We start from the raw sequence: 18,675 nt of genomic DNA, 5'->3' as shown, positions 1-18,675 counted from the left end.
GGCGCGTCCCGGCGGAACCACCTGCGGGGCGGGGGGCTTGGGGGCCGGTTCCGGGCGGTAGGTGTCGTAGACCCACCACGCCAGGAAGAAAGCGATGATCAATACCAAGGTCGACGTGCGCATCCGCCCGCCGAACACGTAGTTGGGCCAGCGATGCGCCGCATCCGTGTCGTCGCCCTCGCCGCGCTTCTCGAGGATGTTCAGGGTGAACTTCAACGCTTCTGCACCGCACCTTGGACTTCATCATCGGTTCGCTGTTCGGCGGCCTGTGCGGCCGGCACCGAGGGGTCTTCGACCAGGCCGACCGTCGCGTCGGCCGCGGTCACGATCCCGACGCGGGCCAGCGCCCGGATGACCAGGACGCGCAGCTGCCGTCCGACCTCGAACTGCTTGCCGGGCAGCGTGCGGGCCACCATACGCAGGGTGACCGTGTCGACTTCGATGCTCTCCACACCCATCACCGTGGGCGCATCCAGCAGCAGTTGGCCCAGCACGGGGTTGTCCATCGCGCGGTCGCATTCTTGATGCAAGACGTCGTTGACCCGGTTGAGGTCGGCGTTGATCGACACCGGGATGTCCACCACCGCGCGTGCCCAATCCTTGGACAGGTTGACCACCTTGACGATCTGCCCGTTGGGAATGGTCAACACTTCACCATCCGGTGAGCGCAGTCGGGTGACCCGCAGCGTCACGTTCTCGACCGTGCCGGTCGCTTCCGTCGCGGACACGACGGTGATGGTCACCATGTCTCCGAACCCGTACTGGCGCTCCACCAGGATGAAGAAGCCGGACAGCAGGTCCCTGACCAACTGTTGCGCGCCGAAACCCAGCGCGGCCCCGACCACAGTGGCCGGCGCGACCAGCCCCCCGATCGAGAACTGCAGTATCTGAGCAACCTGCAGCATGACCCAGATGCCGATGATGACGACCGACACCCACGAGATCACCGACGCCACGGCCTGCCGGTGTTTCGATGCCTCCGAGCGCACCAGCGCATCGCTCTCGGCGAAGCCCAGGTTGAGCTGATGGGTCACCTGCTGCGCCACCCAGTTGACGAACCGGGCGGCCAGCATCGCGGCGATCAGGACCATGACGATCCGCAGACCGCGGGTGATGATCCACTCACCGAACTCGCCCCGCCAGAAGTCGTGCCAGCGGTGCGTCATCGATGCGGCGAGAAAACTTGTGTTATTCGTCATCTTTTCGGTTGCGCCAACGGATTCCCGCTTCCAGGAATCCGTCGATGTCTCCATCCAGGACGGCCGCGGGATTGCCAACCTCGTATTCGGTTCGCAGGTCCTTGACCATCTGATACGGCTGCAGAACGTAGGAGCGCATCTGGTTGCCCCACGAACTGCCACCTTCGCCTTTTAACGCATCTAACTCAGCGCGTTCTTCGGATCGCTTGCGTTCCAACAATTTTGCCTGAAGCACTCGCATCGCCGAGATCTTGTTCTGCAATTGCGATTTTTCGTTCTGGCAAGTCACGACGATACCCGTTGGGATATGGGTTAAACGTACCGCAGAGTCGGTGGTGTTCACCGACTGGCCTCCGGGGCCACTCGAACGGTAAACGTCAACGCGCACATCGCCTTCCGGTATGTCGATGTGATCGGTGGTCTCGACCACCGGAAGCACTTCGACTTCAGCGAACGATGTCTGGCGCCGGCTCTGGTTGTCGAACGGACTGATTCGCACCAGCCGGTGAGTGCCCTGCTCCACCGACAGCGTGCCGTAGGCGAACGGGGCGTGCACGGCGAACGTCGCACTCTTGATGCCGGCCTCTTCGGCGTAGGACGTATCGAATACCTCCACCGGATACTTGTGCTGTTCAGCCCACCGGATGTACATGCGCATCAGCATCTCGGCCCAGTCGGCGGCGTCCACCCCGCCCGCGCCGGAGCGAATCGTGACCAGCGCTTCGCGTTCGTCGTAATCGCCCGACAGCAGGGTGCGGACCTCGGTGGCTTCGATGTCCGCGCGCAGCGCCTTGAGCTCGGCGTCGGCCTCGACCAGCGCGTCGTCGGCGCCTTCACCCTCCTCGGCCGCCAGCTCGTAGAGCACCGGCAGGTCGTCCAGGCGCCCCCGCAACTCCTCGACCCGGCGCAGCTCGCCCTGGGCGTGCGACAACTCGCTGGTCACCCGCTGGGCACGAGCTTGGTCGTCCCACAACTGGGGATCGGACGCCTCGTGTTCGAGCTTCTCGATGCGCGTGCGCAGACCGTCCACATCGAGCACCCGTTCCACCGTGGTCAGGGTGGCGTCGAGGGCGGCGATATCGGCTTGACGGTCGGGTTCCACAGCCGACAACGTTACCCGGGGGCCCCCGAGCAGCTCGGGTCGCAGCGAGTGTCCAGGTCACGACCAGCGGTCATGCGTTTAGCATCGAGGCACGATCATGTGCGCCCCGCTTTGCGCGCGACAGCCCCCTGCGCGCATTCGGGCACGAATAGAAGGTCGAGAATGCGCCCTTACCACGTTGCAATCGTTGGTTCCGGACCGTCGGGCTTCTTCGCCGCGTCCTCCCTGCTGAAGGCGGCCGACGGGTCCGAGGACATCGATATCGCCGTCGACATGCTGGAGATGTTGCCCACCCCGTGGGGGCTGGTGCGCTCCGGCGTCGCGCCCGATCACCCGAAGATCAAGTCGATCAGCAAGCAATTCGAGAAGACGTCGAAGGATCCGCGCTTCCGCTTCTTCGGCAACATCTCGGTAGGCGAGCACGTGCAGGCCAGCGAACTCGCCGAGCGCTACGACGCCGTCGTCTACGCGGTCGGGGCGCAATCAGACCGTGCGTTGAACATCCCCGGCGAGGACCTGCGGGGCAGCATCGCCGCCGTTGATTTCGTGGGATGGTACAACGCGCACCCGAATTTTGAGGCCGCCACGCCCGATCTCTCGGGGGCACGTGCTGTGGTCGTCGGTAACGGCAACGTCGCGCTCGACGTCGCACGCATTCTGGTCACCGACCCCGACGTGCTGGGGCTGACCGACATCGCCGACCATGCGCTGGAGTCGCTGCGCCCGTGCGGCGTCGACGAGGTGGTGGTCATCGGTCGGCGGGGGCCGCTGCAAACCGCGTTCACCACCCTCGAGCTCCGCGAGTTGGGCGACCTGGAAAACGTCGACGTGATCGTCGACCCCGCCCAGCTGGAAGGCATCAGCGACGAGGATGCGGCCGCGGTCGGCAAGACGGCGAAGCAGAACATCAACGTGCTGCGCGATTACGCCAAGCGCGACCCACGCCCCGGACACCGTCGCATCGTGCTGCGCTTCATGACCTCCCCGATCGAGATCAAGGGCAAGGACCGGGTCGAGGCGATCGTGCTCGGCCGCAACGAGCTGGTCACCGACGACAACGGCTGGGTTTCCGCCAAAGATACCGGCGAGCGTGAGGAGCTACCGGTTCAGCTGGTGGTGCGCTCGGTCGGCTACCGCGGTGTGCCGACCCCGGGACTGCCGTTCGACGAGAAGACCGCGACGATCCCCAACAGCGGCGGCCGGGTGGCAGAAAGCCGCAACGAATATGTGGTCGGGTGGATCAAGCGCGGGCCGACCGGCGTGATCGGCACCAATAAGAAGGACTCCCAGGACACCATCGACACGCTGCTCGCCGATCTGTCCGGCGCCGACGGTCTCGCCGATTTCCCGGACGACCACGCCGACCAGCTGGCCGACTGGCTGGCGTCACGCCAGCCCAAGCTGGTCACCTCGGCGCACTGGGATCTCATCGATGCCCACGAGCGAGCAGCGGGCGAGCCGCACGGGCGTCCCCGCGTCAAGCTGCCGAGTTTGGCCAAGTTGCTGCGGGTCAGCCACGGCTGAGTCCGCACCGAGAGTACGAAGGGCCCTACTCAACGACGCCATTCCTAGCGTTGAGCACGTGGGTAGCGACCAACCGGTAGCCCTGCTTTCCGAGGACGAGAACTGGAACCTGTTGGGCAGCGTCTCGCTGGGTCGGCTGGTCACCAACTTCGCCGGTGAGCCCGAGATCTTCCCCGTCAACTTCGTCGCACAAGAGCGCACCGTGTTGTTCCGCACCGCTGAGGGCACCAAACTGTTTTCGGCCGTGGCCAATCACGCGGTGGTCTTCGAGGTCGACGACCACAACGTCATCGAAGGATGGAGCGTGATCGTGCGTGGTCGCGCGCGACTGCTGAAGGCCGACGCGGACATCCAACGAGCCGAACGCGCGCAGCTGCTGCCGTGGACGGCAACGCGCAAACCGCACTATGTGCGCATTACGCCCACCGAAGTCACCGGTCGCCGTTTCCGGTTCGGTCCGGAGCCTGACCGGAACGAGCCGGGTGCGTGACGAGGAGCTCGGGTGCGTCGGCGCCGGTCAGTCGCCGGCGCATGGCCCACGCGATCCGGCCGGCCTGAACCTTCGCCCAATCGGCCGCCGGCCCGCGGTACATCTCGTCAACGGTGTTGTGCCACAGGGTGAGCCAGCGCCGGAAGTGACGATCCGACAAGCGGGCACGACGGTGGATCTCCCGGGAGAAGATTCCGGTTCACATGCGTCTCGGGCTTCGATGAATTTTGTTGCAGAGCAGTGTGTTTCAGGTTCCAGTCGGGCCGGGCTGAAGGTTGCCGCAACGTATCGCACGCACGGAATGACCCGTGTGGCAAAGGGCCTCGGCCCGAATGTTCGACCGGTGTGAACCGGATTCGGCGTTGGTTAACAAATAGTGAACTAAAGGTAAATTTGAGCTGAATTCTAACTTGCCCGCTTCGTGAAATAAGCAAAACCCCGCAAGCATCGGCCGCATTTGCGACTTTTGTAGGGCCCGAAAACACGAAGGTCCTCGCAATGCCCTGCGCGCACGCTCCGCCCACCCGATAGGCGCCACGCTGCCCACCCCAGACGGCAGTGCCGCGATCGCGCGGGCTGCTTTCTCAGCTGACGCGGGGTGAGCCTTGCCGAAGGACAATTCGAATCAGGCAGCGGCCCAGCTATTTTCCAGAACACGCCGATGCGGCTGGCGCCGGCATCGGCGTCGGGGGCGTTTGCCCTAAATCCACACTTCGAGGGGATGTATCACAGATGGAGTGGACCTTTTTTCCACCCGAAATCAATTCGGCCCGGATGTACACCGGCGCCGGGATGGCCTCGCTGCTGACCGCGGCCGGAAGCTGGGACGCGTTGTCGGCCGAGCTGGCTTCCACCGCCGAGTCATACGAATCGGTGCTCGCGGGCCTCGACCTGCAATGGCGCGGCCCGGCCTCGGAGTCGATGGCGTACTCGGCCGCCCGCTACATGGGCTGGCTGCAAGGGACCGCCGAGCAGACGAAACAGACAGCAATGCAGGCGCGGACGGCCGCCGCGGCGTATGAACAGGCGTACGCGATGACGGTGCCCCCACCGGTGATCGCCGCCAATCGCACGCTGTTGGCAGCGCTGGTGGCGACGAACATCGTGGGCCAGAACACCGCGTCCATCGCGGACACCGAGGCGCAGTACGCTGACTACTGGGCTCAGGACGCCGCTGCGATGGCCGGCTACTCCGTGGCGTCGATGGCGGCGACAACCCAGTTGCCGCGGTTCGCCACCGCGCACAAATCCATCAACGAGTCCGGGGTGGGTGCCCAGAACGCCGCCGTGGCCACGGCCAACGCCAACTCCGGCGCGACTAAGGCGGTCACGCAGGCGATTTCGCCGCTCTCGACGCAACCGCAACCGCAAGTGCAGGCGGCACCGAACCTGGGAGCGGGTGGCGCGGGTGACGGCAACGCCTTCCGGGTTCTTGACGCTATTCAGGGGACGGGCCTCGGGTTCAGCGCTCCTTACAACATGGAGCAGTTCGTGTCCGGAATCATCGGGGCCGAGAACAATCTGGGCATTCTCGCCAAGCCCGGCGCGGCCGCGGCCAATCTCGCTCCAGCGCTCGCAGCGCCCGCACTCCGCGGTGCCACATCGGGCCTCGGCGGTGGCCTGGGCAATGTCACCGCGACCCTCTCGCACGCCGGCAGGATCGGGCCGATGTCGGTGCCCGCAAGTTGGTCCGCACCCACGAGCACCCACATCTCGCCATTGGAACCCGCCGGCTTCACCACGCTGCCGGGGACCGAGGAGCCGATGGCGTCCGGGTATCCCGGTTACCCCGGCATGCCGGGCGGCGGCGCCGCGCGATCGGCCGGGGCGGGTGCCCCGCCCCGTTACGGCGTGCGGCTCACCGTGATGCCACGCCCGCCGGCCGCCGGGTGACGTGCCGCCAATCCACCAACTGCCGTCGACCACAGCACTAATCGATCGTCGCCCGCAGTTTCGCTACACGCAGCTCATGAGGCTGTAAGACAATGGATTTCGGCTTCCTTCCACCAGAGGTGAACTCGGGCCGGATGTACGCGGGGCCGGGCTCGGGTTCGCTGCTGGCTGCCGCGGCGAGCTGGGACTCGCTCTCGGCCGAGCTGGGCATCACGGCCGCGGTCTACGAATCGGCGCTGTCCGGCCTGACGGGTTTGTACTGGCACGGGCCCGCAGCCCAGGCGATGTCGGCCGGCGCCGCCCCCTATGTGTCGTGGCTGCATGCGACCGCCGAACGTGCGCAGCAGACGGCCATGCAGGCCCGAGCGGCGGTGGCGGCCTACGAGCTTGCATTTGCCATGACCGTGCCTCCGGCCGCGGTGGCGGCCAACCGCACCCAACTGGCGACGCTGGTGGCAACGAACTTCTTCGGCCAGAACACCGCGGCCATCGCGGCCAACGAAGCCCAGTACGCCGAATACTGGGCGCAGGACGCCGCCGCGATGTTCAGCTATTCCACCAGTTCAGCTGCGGCGGCACAGGTTTCGCCGTTCGTCTCCCCGCGCCAAACCACTACTCCGGATGGAGAACGGGCTCAGCGAGACGCCGTCGCTCAGGCCACCGCCAACGCCTGGAGCTCGAACTCGGGCTCGAAGGCGGCTTCAGCGGCCGCCGGCTCCTCGTCGGAATTGTTCCGGATCCTTGACACCATCCAGGGCACCTCGACTGCGTTCAGATCAATCTTCACTGCCGAGGGGACTACTGCCGGAATCATCCAGGCCGACAAGAACTTGGGCATTTTGCCGAACCTCGCGGCGGTTCCCTCCGCGCTTCCCAAGGCGCCTGCGCTCGGCGCCGCCCCGTCGGGCCTGGGCAACGTCAACGCGGTACTCGCGCGTGCCGGACGGATCGGCTCGATGTCGGTGCCCGCCGGGTGGGCCACCGCGACCGGCAATCCCGTTGCGGCATTGCCGGGAAGCGGCATGTCCGGCCTGGCGGCGACCGAAGCGGTGGGCCGAACGGGGCCCGGGACGCCCGGCATACCCGGGGTACCGGGAGGCACGATCAGGCGGGCCACGCTTGTGGTCCCCCGCTACGGCAGGCGGATCATGGTGCTGACGCGGCCGCCCGCGGCCGGTTGACGGACGTTCAGTGGGCGGGTGGCTGCGGCGACTCGGGCGGCCCGGGCGCCTCGGGCGGTTCCGTGGGAGCGAATCTCCAGTTGTCCGGGTTCTTCGGCGAATAGACCACCGGGAACAGCTGACCGATGGTCGGCCATTGATTCACGTCCACGGCCAGGCGCTGATACACCGCGTGTTCGTTGACGGTGGGCCCATTGATCACGCCGGCGATGGTGACGAATTGCTCGCCGGTCGCGTCGGGGCGGGGGCTTATGCCGGTCACCAGCAACGTGCCGCTCAGCAGCTCACCGCGCGGGCCGCGCGGGGCGAACCGCTGGACGAGAAATACCGCCAGCACGGCCATCAGCAGGAGCAGCAGTCCGAATTCCCACACGGGGCCATGGTAGGACCGTGATAAGACTGCGTCATGAGCCAGGACGATCTGGCGCTGGCACTGACGCTGGCCGACCGCGCAGACACGTTGACTTCCGCGCGCTTCGGCGCGCTGGACCTGCGCGTCGACACCAAACCCGACCTGACGCCGGTCACCGACGCCGATCGCGCGGTGGAAACCGAGCTGCGTGAGCTGCTGGGTCGCGAACGGCCGGACGACAGCGTCGTCGGCGAGGAGTTCGGCGGCGATACCAGCTTCACAGGGCGTCAGTGGATCATCGACCCGATCGACGGCACCAAGAACTTTGTCCGCGGAGTGCCGGTGTGGGCCACGCTGATCGCGTTGCTCCAAGACGGCATCCCCGTCGTCGGCGCCGTGAGCGCCCCGGCGTTGCAGCGCCGGTGGTGGGCCGCGCACGGCCGGGGCGCTTTCGTCGCGGTCGATGGCGCGCCCGCGCGCCGGCTCTCGGTTTCCTCGGTGGCACAACTGGATTCAGCCAGCCTCTCATTTTCCAGCCTGTCCGGATGGGCGCAGCTCGGAGTGCGGGACCGATTCATCGCACTGACCGACGCGGTGTGGCGGGTGCGCGCCTTCGGCGACTTTCTGTCCTATTGCCTGCTCGCGGAAGGCGCGGTCGACATCGCCGCCGAGCCGGAAGTGTCGGTATGGGACCTCGCGGCGCTCGACATCCTGGTGCGCGAAGCGGGCGGCGCGCTGACGGCGTTGGACGGCACCGCAGGCCCGCATCGCGGCAGCGCCGTGGCCACGAATGGTCTGCTGCAGCAGCAGGTGCTCGGGAGCCTTGCGGGCGCCCCGCTGTGAATTAGTTAACAAGTGTTCTCCCCGATCTTACTCCGGAGTAAGATCGGGGATATCCGCATTGCCCAACGACCTGAGGCTGCTGAAATGACCGGTTCCGGTTCCAACCAGACGTCCACCCGCACCCGCGCCAAGCGGCGCGACCACAAGTCCGCTGTCGGGCTACAAACGCACAAACGCACCGGCGTCGACATCGCGATCGCGCTGATCACCCCGCTCGTCGGGCAGGAGTTCTTGGACAAATACCAGCTGCGCGACCCGCTCAACCGCGCGCTGCGCTACGGCACGAAGACGGTCTTCTCCACCGCCGCCAGCTCGTCACGGGAGTTCAAGCGAATCCAGAACCTCCGCGGCGGGCCCACCCGGCTCAAGTCCAGCGGCAAGGACTACTTCGACCTGACGCCCGACGACGAGCAGAAGATGATCGTCGAGACTCTCGACGAGTTCGCCGAGGAAGTGCTACGGCCCGCCGCACACGGCGCCGACGAAGCGACGACCTACCCGCACGAGCTGATCGCCAAGGCCGCCGAGTTGGGCATCACCGCGATCAACATCCCCGAGGATTTCGACGGCATCGCCGCACACCGGTCGAGCGTGACCAATGTGCTGGTCGCCGAGGCGCTGGCCTACGGCGACATGGGCCTGGCGTTGCCGCTGCTCGCCCCGGGAGGCGTAGCCTCCGCGCTGACCCATTGGGGCAGCGCCGACCAGCAGGCCACCTATCTTCCCGAGTTCGCCGGTGAGAACGTGCCCCAAGCATGCGTGGCCCTTGCCGAGCCGCAACCGCTCTTCGACCCCACCCGGCTGAAGACCACCGCGGTGCGCACGCCGAGCGGTTACCGCCTGGACGGGGTGAAGTCGTTGGTGCCGGCCGCTGCCGATGCCGAGCTCTTCATCGTCGGCGCGCAGCTGGACGGCAAGCCGGCCTTGTTCATCGTCGAGTCCTCGACGAAAGGCCTTACCGTGAAAGCGGATCCGAGCATGGGTATCCGCGCGGCGGCCCTGGGCCACGTCGAACTCTCCGGGGTGACGGTGCCAACGACCGCGCGGCTCGGTGAGGACGAAGCGACCGACGAAGATTACTCCGAGGCGATCGCGCTGGCCCGGCTGGGCTGGGCCGCGCTCACCGTCGGCACCTCGCACGCGGTGCTCGACTACGTCATCCCGTACGTGAAGGAACGCGAGGCCTTCGGTGAGCCGATCGCCCACCGGCAGGCGGTCGCCTTCATGTGCGCCAACATCGCCATCGAATTGGACGGGCTGCGGCTGATCACCTGGCGCGGCGCCGCCCGTGCCGAGCAAGGCCTGCCGTTCATCCGAGAGGCGGCGCTGGCCAAGCGGCTCGGCGCCGACAAGGGCATGCAGATCGGCCTCGACGGCGTTCAGCTGCTGGGCGGCCACGGCTATACGAAAGAGCACCCGGTCGAACGCTGGTACCGCGACCTGCGGGCCATCGGCGTTGCCGAGGGCGTCGTCGTCATCTGAGTCGTTATCCAATTCGAGCTGAAAGTTCAATCATGGCAATCAATCTGGAACTTCCCCGCAAGATGCAGGCGGTGACGACGAAGACGCACCAGGGCGCTGCCGAGTTGATGCGCCCGATCGCCCGCAAGTACGACCTCAAGGAACACGCTTACCCGGTCGAACTCGACACTCTGTTCAGCCTCTTCGAAGGAGCCTCGGAGTCAATCGAATTCGCGGGAGCGAACGCGCTGGGCGGTGAGGACGCAGACCGGGACAAAAACCACAACGGCGCCAACATGGCCGCACTGCTGCAGACCCTTGAGGCCAGCTGGGGTGACCTCGCGATGATGCTGTCGGTCCCCTACCAGGGGCTGGGCAACGCGGCCATCTCCGCGGTCGCCAACGAGGAACAGTTGCAGCGCTTGGGCAAGGTGTGGGCGGCGATGGCCATCACCGAACCCGGGTTCGGGTCGGACTCGGCGGCGGTGTCGACGACGGCCACCCTGGACGGCGACGAGTATGTGATCAACGGCGAGAAGATCTTCGTGACCGCCGGCTCCCGCGCCACCCACATCGTGGTGTGGGCGACGCTCGACAAGTCACAGGGCCGCGCGGCGATCAAGTCGTTCGTCGTGCCGCGCGAGCATCCCGGTGTCACGGTCGAACGGCTCGAGCACAAGCTTGGCATCAAGGGTTCCGACACCGCAGTCATCCGGTTCGACAATGCCCGCATTCCGAAGGAAAACCTACTCGGCAACCCCGAAATCGAGGTGGGCAAGGGCTTTTCGGGGGTGATGGAGACCTTCGACAACACCCGGCCCATCGTCGCGGCCATGGCCGTCGGCGTCGGCCGGGCCGCCCTGGAGGAGATTCGCAAGATCCTCACCGAGGCCGGCGTGGAGATCTCCTACGACAAGCCCTCGCACGCGCAGAGCGCCGCGGCGGCGGAGTTCATCCGCATGGAGGCCGACTGGGAGGCCAGTTATCTGCTGTCCCTGCGGGCGGCGTGGCAGGCCGACAACAAGATCCCCAACTCCAAAGAAGCGTCGATGAGCAAGGCCAAGGCTGGCCGGATGGCCACCGACGTCACACTCAAAACCGTCGAATTGGCGGGCACCGCAGGCTATTCCGAACAGTCACTGCTCGAGAAATGGGCGCGCGACTCGAAGATCCTGGACATCTTCGAGGGCACGCAACAGATTCAGCAGCTGGTGGTCGCGCGCCGCCTGCTGGGCCTGTCCTCCTCCGAGCTCAAGTAACTCGGCCATCACCGGTCTGCGCCGAACTGGTCGCTGTCGCTGTGCTCTGCGGTGAGGTTAGCGTCGAAGGATGGACACGTTTCAGGCGCTCGTCGCGCGACAAGATGGTGACCGGATAACCGCGTCGGTCGAGACGCTGAACCGCTCCGACCTGCCGCCCGGCGAGGTCACCATCCGGGTCCTGTATTCGAGCGTCAACTATAAAGACGCACTGGCATTGACGCCGGGCGGCGGCGTGGTACGCGACTACCCGGTGGTGCCGGGCATCGATCTGACCGGTGAGGTCGTGGAGTCGACGTCTCCCGACTTCGCCGTCGGCGATCGGGTGCTGGCCCACGGGTATGCGATCGGCACCGGCCACCACGGCGGCTACGCCGAATACGCGCGGTTGCCGGCCGACCAGGTCGTGGCACTCGGCGCGTTGATCCCACACGAGGGCGCCGCGATCGGCACGGCGGGCTTCACCGCCGCAATGAGTGTGCAGGCGCTGATTGATTGGGGCATCGCGCCGGACGCCGGTCCCATCGTCGTCACCGGGGCCACCGGCGGCGTCGGCTCGGTCAGCGTGGATCTGCTCGCGGCCGCCGGCTACCCGGTGGTCGCCTCGACCGGAAAGCCCGAAGCCGCCGACCGGCTCAAAGCCCTTGGCGCCGCGGAGATTATCGGCCGGTTGCCCGCCGATCCCGACGCCAAGCCGCGACCGCTCGGTAAGGCGCGCTGGGCGGGCGGGGTGGACTGTGTGGGCGGCGCGACGCTGGCCGACGTCCTCAGCACCGTCGATTACGGCGGCGCGGTGGCGGCCAGCGGCCTCACCGGCGGTCCTGCCCTGCACACCACGGTGCTGCCCTTCATCCTGCGCGGTGTCGCGCTGCTGGGCATGGACTCGGTGCTGATGCCGATCGGACCGCGCCGCGAATTGTGGGCCCGGCTCGGCGATTCGTTGCGGCCGCGGCACCTGGCCTCGCTGGTCAGCGATGTCGATGTGAAAGACGTCGTCGGAGTCATCGATCAGGTGCGTGCCGGCAAATTCTCCGGGCGGGCCGTGGTGCGGGTCGCCGGCGGATTTTGACCCGGCAGTAGGCTCTGGTGGCATGCGCGCGGTACAGGTGACTCGGCTCGATGGCCCAGACGCGGTCGAGTTGACCGACATCGACGAACCGTCGGGCGACGGGGTCGTCGTCGACGTACACGCCGCCGGGGTGGCCTTCCCGGACGCCCTACTCACCCGGGGCCTGTACCAATACCGCCCGGAGTTGCCCTTCGTGCTCGGTGCCGAGATCGCCGGCGTGGTGCGGTCGGCACCCGAGGGCGCGAACGTGCGCGAGGGCGACCGGGTCGTCGGCCTCACGATGCTGTCCGGCGGCATGGCCGAGGTCGCGGTGTTGGCCCCGGACCGGGTGTTCAAGCTGCCCGGCAATGTGAGTTTCGAGGCCGGTGCCGGCTTGTTGTTCAACGATCTGACGGTCTATTTCGCGCTGACCGTCCGCGCTCGGCTGCAGCGCGGCGAGACGGTTTTGGTGCACGGTGCGGCCGGCGGCATCGGGACCTCGGCGCTGCGGCTGGCCCCGGCGCTCGGGGCGTCGCGCACCATCGCCGTGGTCAGCACGCAGGACAAGGCCGACATCGCCACGACGGCCGGCGCGACGGATGTGGTGCTGGCCGACGGTTTCAAGGATGCGGTCAAGGAGTTGACCCACGGCCGGGGCGTCGACATCGTCGTCGACCCGGTCGGCGGCGACCGGTTCACCGACTCCCTGCGCTCGCTCACTGCCGGCGGGCGGCTGCTGGTCGTCGGCTTCACCGGCGGCGAGATTCCGACCGTCAAGGTAAATCGATTGCTGCTCAACAACGTTGACGTGGTCGGCGTGGGTTGGGGCGCCTGGGCGGGGACGCATCCGGGCGCGCTGCACGAGCAGTGGGCCGGACTCGAGCGATTGCTCACCTCCGGGGAGCTGACCCCGCCCGAGCCGGTCGCCTACCCGCTGGAGCAGGCCGCGACCGCAGTCGCCTCCCTGGAGAACCGCAGCGCCAAGGGGAAGGTCGTGCTGCGCGTCCGGAGCTAGCCCAGGGCACTTGGTCCCATCCGCCACAGTGGTCTCCGCCGCCGGGCAGTCGACTGTTTGCCCGCCTCTGAGCGACGATCCACCGGTTTGGAGCGTCACCGGTGTTGTCGCTATGAGATGGGGCGACGCCTGTGGCGCCTGTGACAAACCTGGAATGGTGACGAGGACCGGCTCGCCGCGACCCTTGTGCGTCCGCAAAAGAGAAAGTAATGTCACTTTCAGTTTTGTGACCCCTGGTCGCCGACCCGGCTGGTCCCACCGGAGGAGCCGTCCATGGAATCGTTTGTGCACCTGCGAAAAGGCCGAACCCCGCGCCGCCTGCATGCCGACCTCGACGGCCTCAAGGACGACGAGTTGGGCCGGGGCGGATTCACCGGCCGCACCGCCAACCTGTACCGGCGCCACGACCCCACCGCCTATCGGTCGGTCGGGCCGCTGCGTCCCATCGACGTGCTGTCCAGCGAGCTCAAGCCCAGCGATGCCACCGAAGCCGACGGCAGCCCGCTGCTGATGTTCAGCAACGACGACTGTCGAATCCTGTTGAGCCGGCGTCACGAGCCGATGCCGTTCTTCGTCCGTCATGTCGACGGCGACCTGCTGTGCTTCGTCCACCAGGGCAGCGGTCTGGCCGAGACGGAATTCGGGCCGCTGCGCTACCGGGAGGGCGACTGGCTGTACATCCCGAAGGCATGCACCTGGCGCCAGTTCCCCGACAACGCGACGACGATGCTTATGATCGAAGCAACCGACGAATTCCGGGTGCCACCGCCCGGCGCGCTGGGCCGCCACTTCCCCTTCGACCCGTCACAGGTCATCATCCCCGAGCCGGCGCCGGCCGACGAGACCGACGGCGAATTCGAGGTCCGGCTCATCCACGAGGGCGGCCCGACAACGCTGTTCTACCAACACAATCCGCTCGACGTCGAAGGTTGGCGCGGGGACAACTTCGCGTTCACCTTCAACATCGCCGACTACAACGTGGTCACCTCCGACAGTGTTCACCTGCCGCCGACGGTGCACCTGTTCATGCAGGCCACCGGCGTCTACGTGATGAACTTCCTGCCCAAGCCCGCTGAGGGGATCCCCGGCACCGAACGCACACCGTGGTATCACCGCAACGTCGACTACGACGAGATCGCCTTCTTCCACGGCGGCTCGCTCTACGGCATTCCGATGCCGCCCGGTTTGATTTCGCATGCGCCACAAGGGGTTCATCACGGTGCTCCGGAAAAGGCACGGGAACGGGCGCGCCGAAAATTTGACGACTACTCCCGCGTCGACTGGCAGGTGATCGCCATCGACACGCGCCGGCGGCTGACCCCGTCGGCCGAGGTACTGGCCCACGACCTAGGACAACATTGATGACGCAAGCCGTGACACCCAAGAAGTTCGAGTACGACCGGATCCCGTATCTGGTTGCCTTCCAGAATAATTCGGGAGTACGAGATGTCTACGGCGGTCTGGCCGAGATCACCGTGCTGGAGAGCTACCTGCTCAAGCCCAAGGACAAGCCGTCGGACACCGTGCTGGTGTTCATGCATCCCATCGGGGGTGGCGCCTACCTGCCGATGATCAACGCGCTGGCGCGGGCCGGCCATCACGTCATCTACTGCAATAGCCGCTTTCGCGGCACCGACTCGGCACTGCTGATGGAGAAGGTCGTCGAGGACCTCGGCGAATGCATCAAGGACGCCAAAAAGCGGCTGGGCTACCAGAAGGTGGTGCTGGCCGGATGGAGTGGCGGCGGTTCGTTGTCGGTGTTTTACCAGCAGCAGGCGCAGAACCCGACCATCACGTCGAGCCCGACCGGCGACGGCCCCGACCTGACCAAACTCGACCTGCCCGTCGCCGACGGCATCATGCTCCTTGCCGCCCACATCAGCAGGCACGGCACGCTGACCGAATGGCTGGACGCGTCGATCCTCGACGAATCCGACCCGACCAAGCGCGATCCGGAGTTGGACCTGTACGACCCCGATAACCCCAATCAGCCGCCCTACAGCCAAGACTTCCTGAACCGCTACCGACAGGCGCAGATCGACCGCAACCGCCGCATCACCGCATGGGTCAGGGACAAGCTAGCCGAGTTGGCAGCCGCCGGCCGGCCCGATGACGAGTTCGGCTTCGTCGTGCACGGCACCATGGCCGACCCGCGCTGGCTGGACCCGGCGGTCGATCCCAACGAGCGCAAACCCGGCACCTGCTACCTGGGGGACCCTCAGGTGGTGAACATGAGCCCCGTCGGGCTGGCCCGGTTCTCTACCCTGCGCGGCTGGCTTTCGCAGTGGAGCTACGACGATGCCCGAGGCGACGCGGTGGCCTGCGGACCCGACATCGCGATCCCCGCTCTGGTGATCGGTAACCTGGCGGATGACGCCTGCACGCCCAGCCACACCCGGCGGCTGTTCCAGGCGATCGGACACCAGGACAAGGAGATGCACGAAATCCCCGGCGCCACACACTATTACGCGGGACCTGACCAGCGCGGCGCGCTGCGGGCCGCCGTAACCATCGTCACCGACTGGCTGGCGCGGCACGATTTCGCGAGTCAAGGATGAGCGCATGACACCAGCCGGCCCGCTGGATGGCGTCCGGGTTCTCGAACTGGGCACCCTGATCGCCGGGCCCTTCGCCGGCCGGCTGCTCGGCGACATGGGCGCCGACGTCATCAAGGTGGAACTGCCCAAAGCACCGGACCCCTTGCGCACCTGGGGTCAAGCCGAACTCGACGGGCAGCACGTCTTCTGGACGGTGCACGCACGAAACAAGAGGGCGATCACGCTGGACCTGCGCCATCCCCGCGGCCGCGAACTGTTCTGCGACCTCGTCGAGAAATCCGACATCGTGGTGGAGAACTTCCGTCCGGGCACCCTGGAAAAGTGGAACCTGGGCTACGACGTGCTCAGCGAACGCAATCCGGGCATCATCCTGGTCCGGGTGTCCGGCTACGGACAGACCGGGCCCGACGCCACCAAGGCCGGCTACGCCTCGGTCGCCGAAGCGGCCAGCGGGCTGCGGTACCTCAACGGGTTTCCCGGCGGCCCGCCGCCCCGGCTGGCGCTCTCGCTCGGTGACAGCCTGGCCGGCATGTTCGGCGCCCAGGGCGCACTGGCCGCGCTGTACCGACGCAGCGTCACCGGGCGCGGCCAGGTGGTCGACGTCGCGCTGACCGAATCATGCTTGGCAGTACAGGAATCCACCATTCCCGACTACGACGCCGGCGGGGTGGTCCGCGGTCCCTCGGGCACCCGGCTGGAGGGGATCGCCCCGTCCAACATCTACCGCAGCGCCGACGGCTCGTGGGTGGTGATCGCCGCAAACCAGGACACCGTCTTCGCCCGGCTGTGCAAGGCGATGGGCCGCCCGGAGCTGGCCACCGACGACCGGTTCGCCACGCACATCGCCCGCGGCCGCAATCAAGACGAACTCGACAACATCATCGGGGCCTGGGCCGCGGACCGCCAGCCCGGGGACATCATCGAAATCCTTTCCGCCGCAGGGGTGATCGCGGGGCCGATCAATACGGTCGCCGAAGTGGTCAACGACCCGCAGCTGCGGGCACGCGGCATGCTGGTGGAGCATTACGACGAGCGCGTGCAGCGCAACGTGTTAGGGCCGGGCATCGTGCCGGTGCTCTCGGAATCGCCGGGGCAAGTCCGCAACGCCGGTCCCGCGCGGCCGGGCCAGCACAACGACGACGTCTACATCGGGCTGCTGGGCAAGACCGCCGGGGAGCTCGAGGAGCTGCGCTCCGAGGAGGTGCTGTGACCAATCACGTCGACATCCGAGAAGTCGCCCTGCGTGACGGCCTGCAGATCGAAACGCCGATCCCGTTGTCCGCCAAGCTCGAACTGCTGGCCGCGGTGGCGGCCACCGGCGTTCGCGAGGTCGAGGTCACCGCGTTCGTCTCCCCCACCAAGGTGCCGTCGATGGCCGATGCCGCCGAACTGGCTGCCCATCTGCACGACTACCCCGACATCGAATTCTCGGCCCTGGTGGCCAGTGCCAACGGCGCCAAGCGGGCCGTCGCCGCGGGGCTGCGCTCCATCGAGTACGTGGTGGCCGCCGACGACGCCTTCAGCACGGCCAACGTCGGGCGCACCAGCGCGGAGGCCACCGATCAAATCGACGAGATCGTCGCGATCGCGCACGACAGCGACGTCACCGTCGAGGTCGTCATCGCCACCGCCTGGGACTCACCGTTCGAAGGCCCCACCCCGCCGCAGCGGGTGCTCGAAATCGCGGCGGCCGCGCGTGACCGCGGCGTCGACCGCCTGTCGATCGCCGACACCATCGGCACCACCACCCCGGGACGGGTGAGTTCGCTGATCGCACAACTGCGTCCGGTGCTCGGCGACCTGCCGCTGGGCGGACATTTCCACAACACCCGCGGCTCCGGGCTGGCCAGCGCCTACGCCGCGGTCACCTCCGGGGTGACCCGGCTGGATGCCTCGGTCGGCGGCCTGGGCGGCTGCCCCTTCGCTCCGGGGGCCACCGGCAACGTCGCCACCGAGGACCTGGTGTACCTGCTGCGCGACAGCGGCATCGACGTCGACGTCGACCTGCAAGCCGCCATCGCCGCGGCCGACGTGGCGAAATCACTGGTGGGGCACGACCTGCCGAGCGCCCTGTTGCGCGCCGGCGACCGAAAGCGTAACTGATGTCCGCCCCGGAGGCGAACCGCGAGCTGACCGCCAAAGGCCGCCAGACCAGGCAGGCCATCGAACAGGCCGCCCGGAAGTTGTTCGCCGAACGGGGTTTTCACGGCACCACCCTGGCCGACATCACGTCGGCCGCGGGAAAATCACCGGCGGTGTTCTACCGATACTTCGCCGACAAGGAAGACCTGCTGGCCGGCCTCGCCGAATCATTCCTGCACGAGGTGGTGACGCCGTCGGGCCTGAGCGTTCACCTGCCGGACTCTCCGGACGACGACGCGTTCTTCACCTCGGTGGTCACCGGCTACTGGAACATGTTCAAGCAGAACATCGGCATCATGATCGCCGTGGCCCAGCTGGCCGCCACCCAACAGCGGTTCGCGGCCGTGCAGAACGAGTTCCGCCGTTTCGGCGTGGACATCGTGGCGGCATCGGTTCGTCGCGCGCAGGAGCAGGGTTACGGCGCCGAGCTCAACCCGCAACACACGGCGGCGGCCATCGCGCTGCTGTTCGAGAACTTCACCACCGTCTTCGTCGGGCAGTCGGGCCTCGGCATGGAGATCAGCGACGAAGACGCCATCGCCACGCTATCAACGGTGTGGAAGAAGACTCTCTATGGTGCGTAACGCGCGAATCGCGAGGAGATAGCC

At 67.0% G+C, this 18,675-nt stretch carries 17 protein-coding genes and 2 pseudogenes; 14 read left to right on the top strand and 5 right to left on the bottom strand.

Annotated features, from left to right (window positions below):
- From A5753_RS09735 to prfB, 3 genes and pseudogenes are all read right to left on the bottom strand, one after another.
- A pseudogene (locus A5753_RS09735) lies at positions 1-216 on the bottom strand (hypothetical protein); the annotation flags it as partial.
- Complete coding sequence (locus tag A5753_RS09730; protein WP_231990052.1) at positions 213-1,199, bottom strand: mechanosensitive ion channel family protein; 987 nt, start codon at positions 1,197-1,199, stop codon at positions 213-215. The gene A5753_RS09730 and the pseudogene A5753_RS09735, both read right to left, overlap by 4 nt.
- The gene (prfB, locus tag A5753_RS09725; RefSeq protein ID WP_067126369.1) at positions 1,189-2,301 is read right to left on the bottom strand and encodes a peptide chain release factor 2; all 1,113 of its coding nucleotides are present in this window, start codon (positions 2,299-2,301) and stop codon (positions 1,189-1,191) included. The genes A5753_RS09730 and prfB overlap by 11 nt, the downstream gene beginning before the upstream one ends.
- Positions 2,302-2,463: 162 nt before the next feature.
- Between prfB and A5753_RS09720 the strand changes: the two genes are divergently transcribed.
- The gene (locus A5753_RS09720; RefSeq protein WP_067126366.1) at positions 2,464-3,825 is read left to right on the top strand and encodes an FAD-dependent oxidoreductase; all 1,362 of its coding nucleotides are present in this window, start codon (positions 2,464-2,466) and stop codon (positions 3,823-3,825) included.
- 58 nt (positions 3,826-3,883) lie between these two features.
- Positions 3,884-4,315, top strand: a complete 432-nt coding sequence (locus A5753_RS09715) for a pyridoxamine 5'-phosphate oxidase family protein (protein ID WP_067126363.1) — start codon at positions 3,884-3,886, stop codon at positions 4,313-4,315.
- Here A5753_RS09715 and A5753_RS24815 read toward each other — a convergent pair.
- Positions 4,257-4,499: pseudogene (locus tag A5753_RS24815) on the bottom strand (cyanoglobin); the annotation flags it as partial. The gene A5753_RS09715 and the pseudogene A5753_RS24815 overlap by 59 nt on opposite strands.
- Before the next feature lie 548 nt (positions 4,500-5,047).
- Here A5753_RS24815 and A5753_RS09710 point away from each other — a divergent pair.
- Both A5753_RS09710 and A5753_RS09705 read left to right on the top strand, forming a co-directional pair.
- On the top strand, positions 5,048-6,208 hold the full coding sequence (locus A5753_RS09710) for a PPE family protein (protein WP_067126360.1): 1,161 nt from the start codon (positions 5,048-5,050) through the stop codon (positions 6,206-6,208).
- Positions 6,209-6,300: 92 nt separating this feature from the next.
- On the top strand, positions 6,301-7,389 hold the full coding sequence (locus A5753_RS09705) for a PPE family protein (RefSeq protein ID WP_067126357.1): 1,089 nt from the start codon (positions 6,301-6,303) through the stop codon (positions 7,387-7,389).
- 7 nt (positions 7,390-7,396) lie between these two features.
- Here A5753_RS09705 and A5753_RS09700 read toward each other — a convergent pair whose 3' ends face one another.
- Positions 7,397-7,732 carry a hypothetical protein gene (locus A5753_RS09700; RefSeq protein WP_156656041.1) on the bottom strand — a complete coding sequence of 112 codons (336 nt, stop codon included), beginning with the start codon at positions 7,730-7,732 and terminating at the stop codon, positions 7,397-7,399.
- 63 nt (positions 7,733-7,795) lie between these two features.
- On the opposite strand from A5753_RS09700, the gene hisN reads away from it, so the two are divergent.
- From hisN to A5753_RS09650, 10 genes are all read left to right on the top strand, one after another.
- Positions 7,796-8,584 (top strand): histidinol-phosphatase, encoded by a 789-nt coding sequence (gene hisN, locus A5753_RS09695; protein WP_067126351.1) that lies wholly within the window; start codon positions 7,796-7,798, stop codon positions 8,582-8,584.
- 84 nt (positions 8,585-8,668) lie between these two features.
- Positions 8,669-10,066: an acyl-CoA dehydrogenase family protein gene (locus tag A5753_RS09690; protein WP_067126347.1), complete on the top strand. Its 1,398-nt coding sequence runs from the start codon at positions 8,669-8,671 to the stop codon at positions 10,064-10,066.
- A 32-nt stretch (positions 10,067-10,098) separates the two neighbouring features.
- Entirely contained in the window at positions 10,099-11,304 is a 1,206-nt protein-coding gene (locus tag A5753_RS09685; protein WP_067126343.1) for an acyl-CoA dehydrogenase family protein, read from the top strand.
- 70 nt (positions 11,305-11,374) lie between these two features.
- On the top strand, positions 11,375-12,373 hold the full coding sequence (locus tag A5753_RS09680) for an acryloyl-CoA reductase (protein ID WP_067126340.1): 999 nt from the start codon (positions 11,375-11,377) through the stop codon (positions 12,371-12,373).
- Positions 12,374-12,395: 22 nt separating this feature from the next.
- The gene (locus A5753_RS09675) at positions 12,396-13,367 is read left to right on the top strand and encodes an NADPH:quinone oxidoreductase family protein (RefSeq protein WP_067126337.1); all 972 of its coding nucleotides are present in this window, start codon (positions 12,396-12,398) and stop codon (positions 13,365-13,367) included.
- A 273-nt stretch (positions 13,368-13,640) separates the two neighbouring features.
- Complete coding sequence (locus tag A5753_RS09670; RefSeq protein ID WP_067126334.1) at positions 13,641-14,729, top strand: homogentisate 1,2-dioxygenase; 1,089 nt, start codon at positions 13,641-13,643, stop codon at positions 14,727-14,729.
- Complete coding sequence (locus A5753_RS09665) at positions 14,729-15,925, top strand: S9 family peptidase (protein WP_067126331.1); 1,197 nt, start codon at positions 14,729-14,731, stop codon at positions 15,923-15,925. The genes A5753_RS09670 and A5753_RS09665 overlap by 1 nt, the downstream gene beginning before the upstream one ends.
- Positions 15,926-15,929: 4 nt before the next feature.
- Positions 15,930-17,135 carry a CaiB/BaiF CoA-transferase family protein gene (locus tag A5753_RS09660; RefSeq protein ID WP_067126328.1) on the top strand — a complete coding sequence of 402 codons (1,206 nt, stop codon included), beginning with the start codon at positions 15,930-15,932 and terminating at the stop codon, positions 17,133-17,135.
- The gene (locus tag A5753_RS09655; protein ID WP_067126325.1) at positions 17,132-18,028 is read left to right on the top strand and encodes a hydroxymethylglutaryl-CoA lyase; all 897 of its coding nucleotides are present in this window, start codon (positions 17,132-17,134) and stop codon (positions 18,026-18,028) included. Before A5753_RS09660 ends, A5753_RS09655 begins: the two co-directional genes overlap by 4 nt.
- Positions 18,028-18,651, top strand: a complete 624-nt coding sequence (locus A5753_RS09650) for a TetR/AcrR family transcriptional regulator (RefSeq protein WP_067126322.1) — start codon at positions 18,028-18,030, stop codon at positions 18,649-18,651. The genes A5753_RS09655 and A5753_RS09650 overlap by 1 nt, the downstream gene beginning before the upstream one ends.
- The last annotated feature ends 24 nt before the right edge of the window (positions 18,652-18,675 follow it).

The organism is Mycobacterium sp. 852002-51971_SCH5477799-a, assembly GCF_001667145.1.
Lineage (GTDB): Bacteria > Actinomycetota > Actinomycetes > Mycobacteriales > Mycobacteriaceae > Mycobacterium.
Note: the sequence above shows the minus strand (reverse complement) of the source record. Positions and strands in the feature narration are given on the sequence as shown.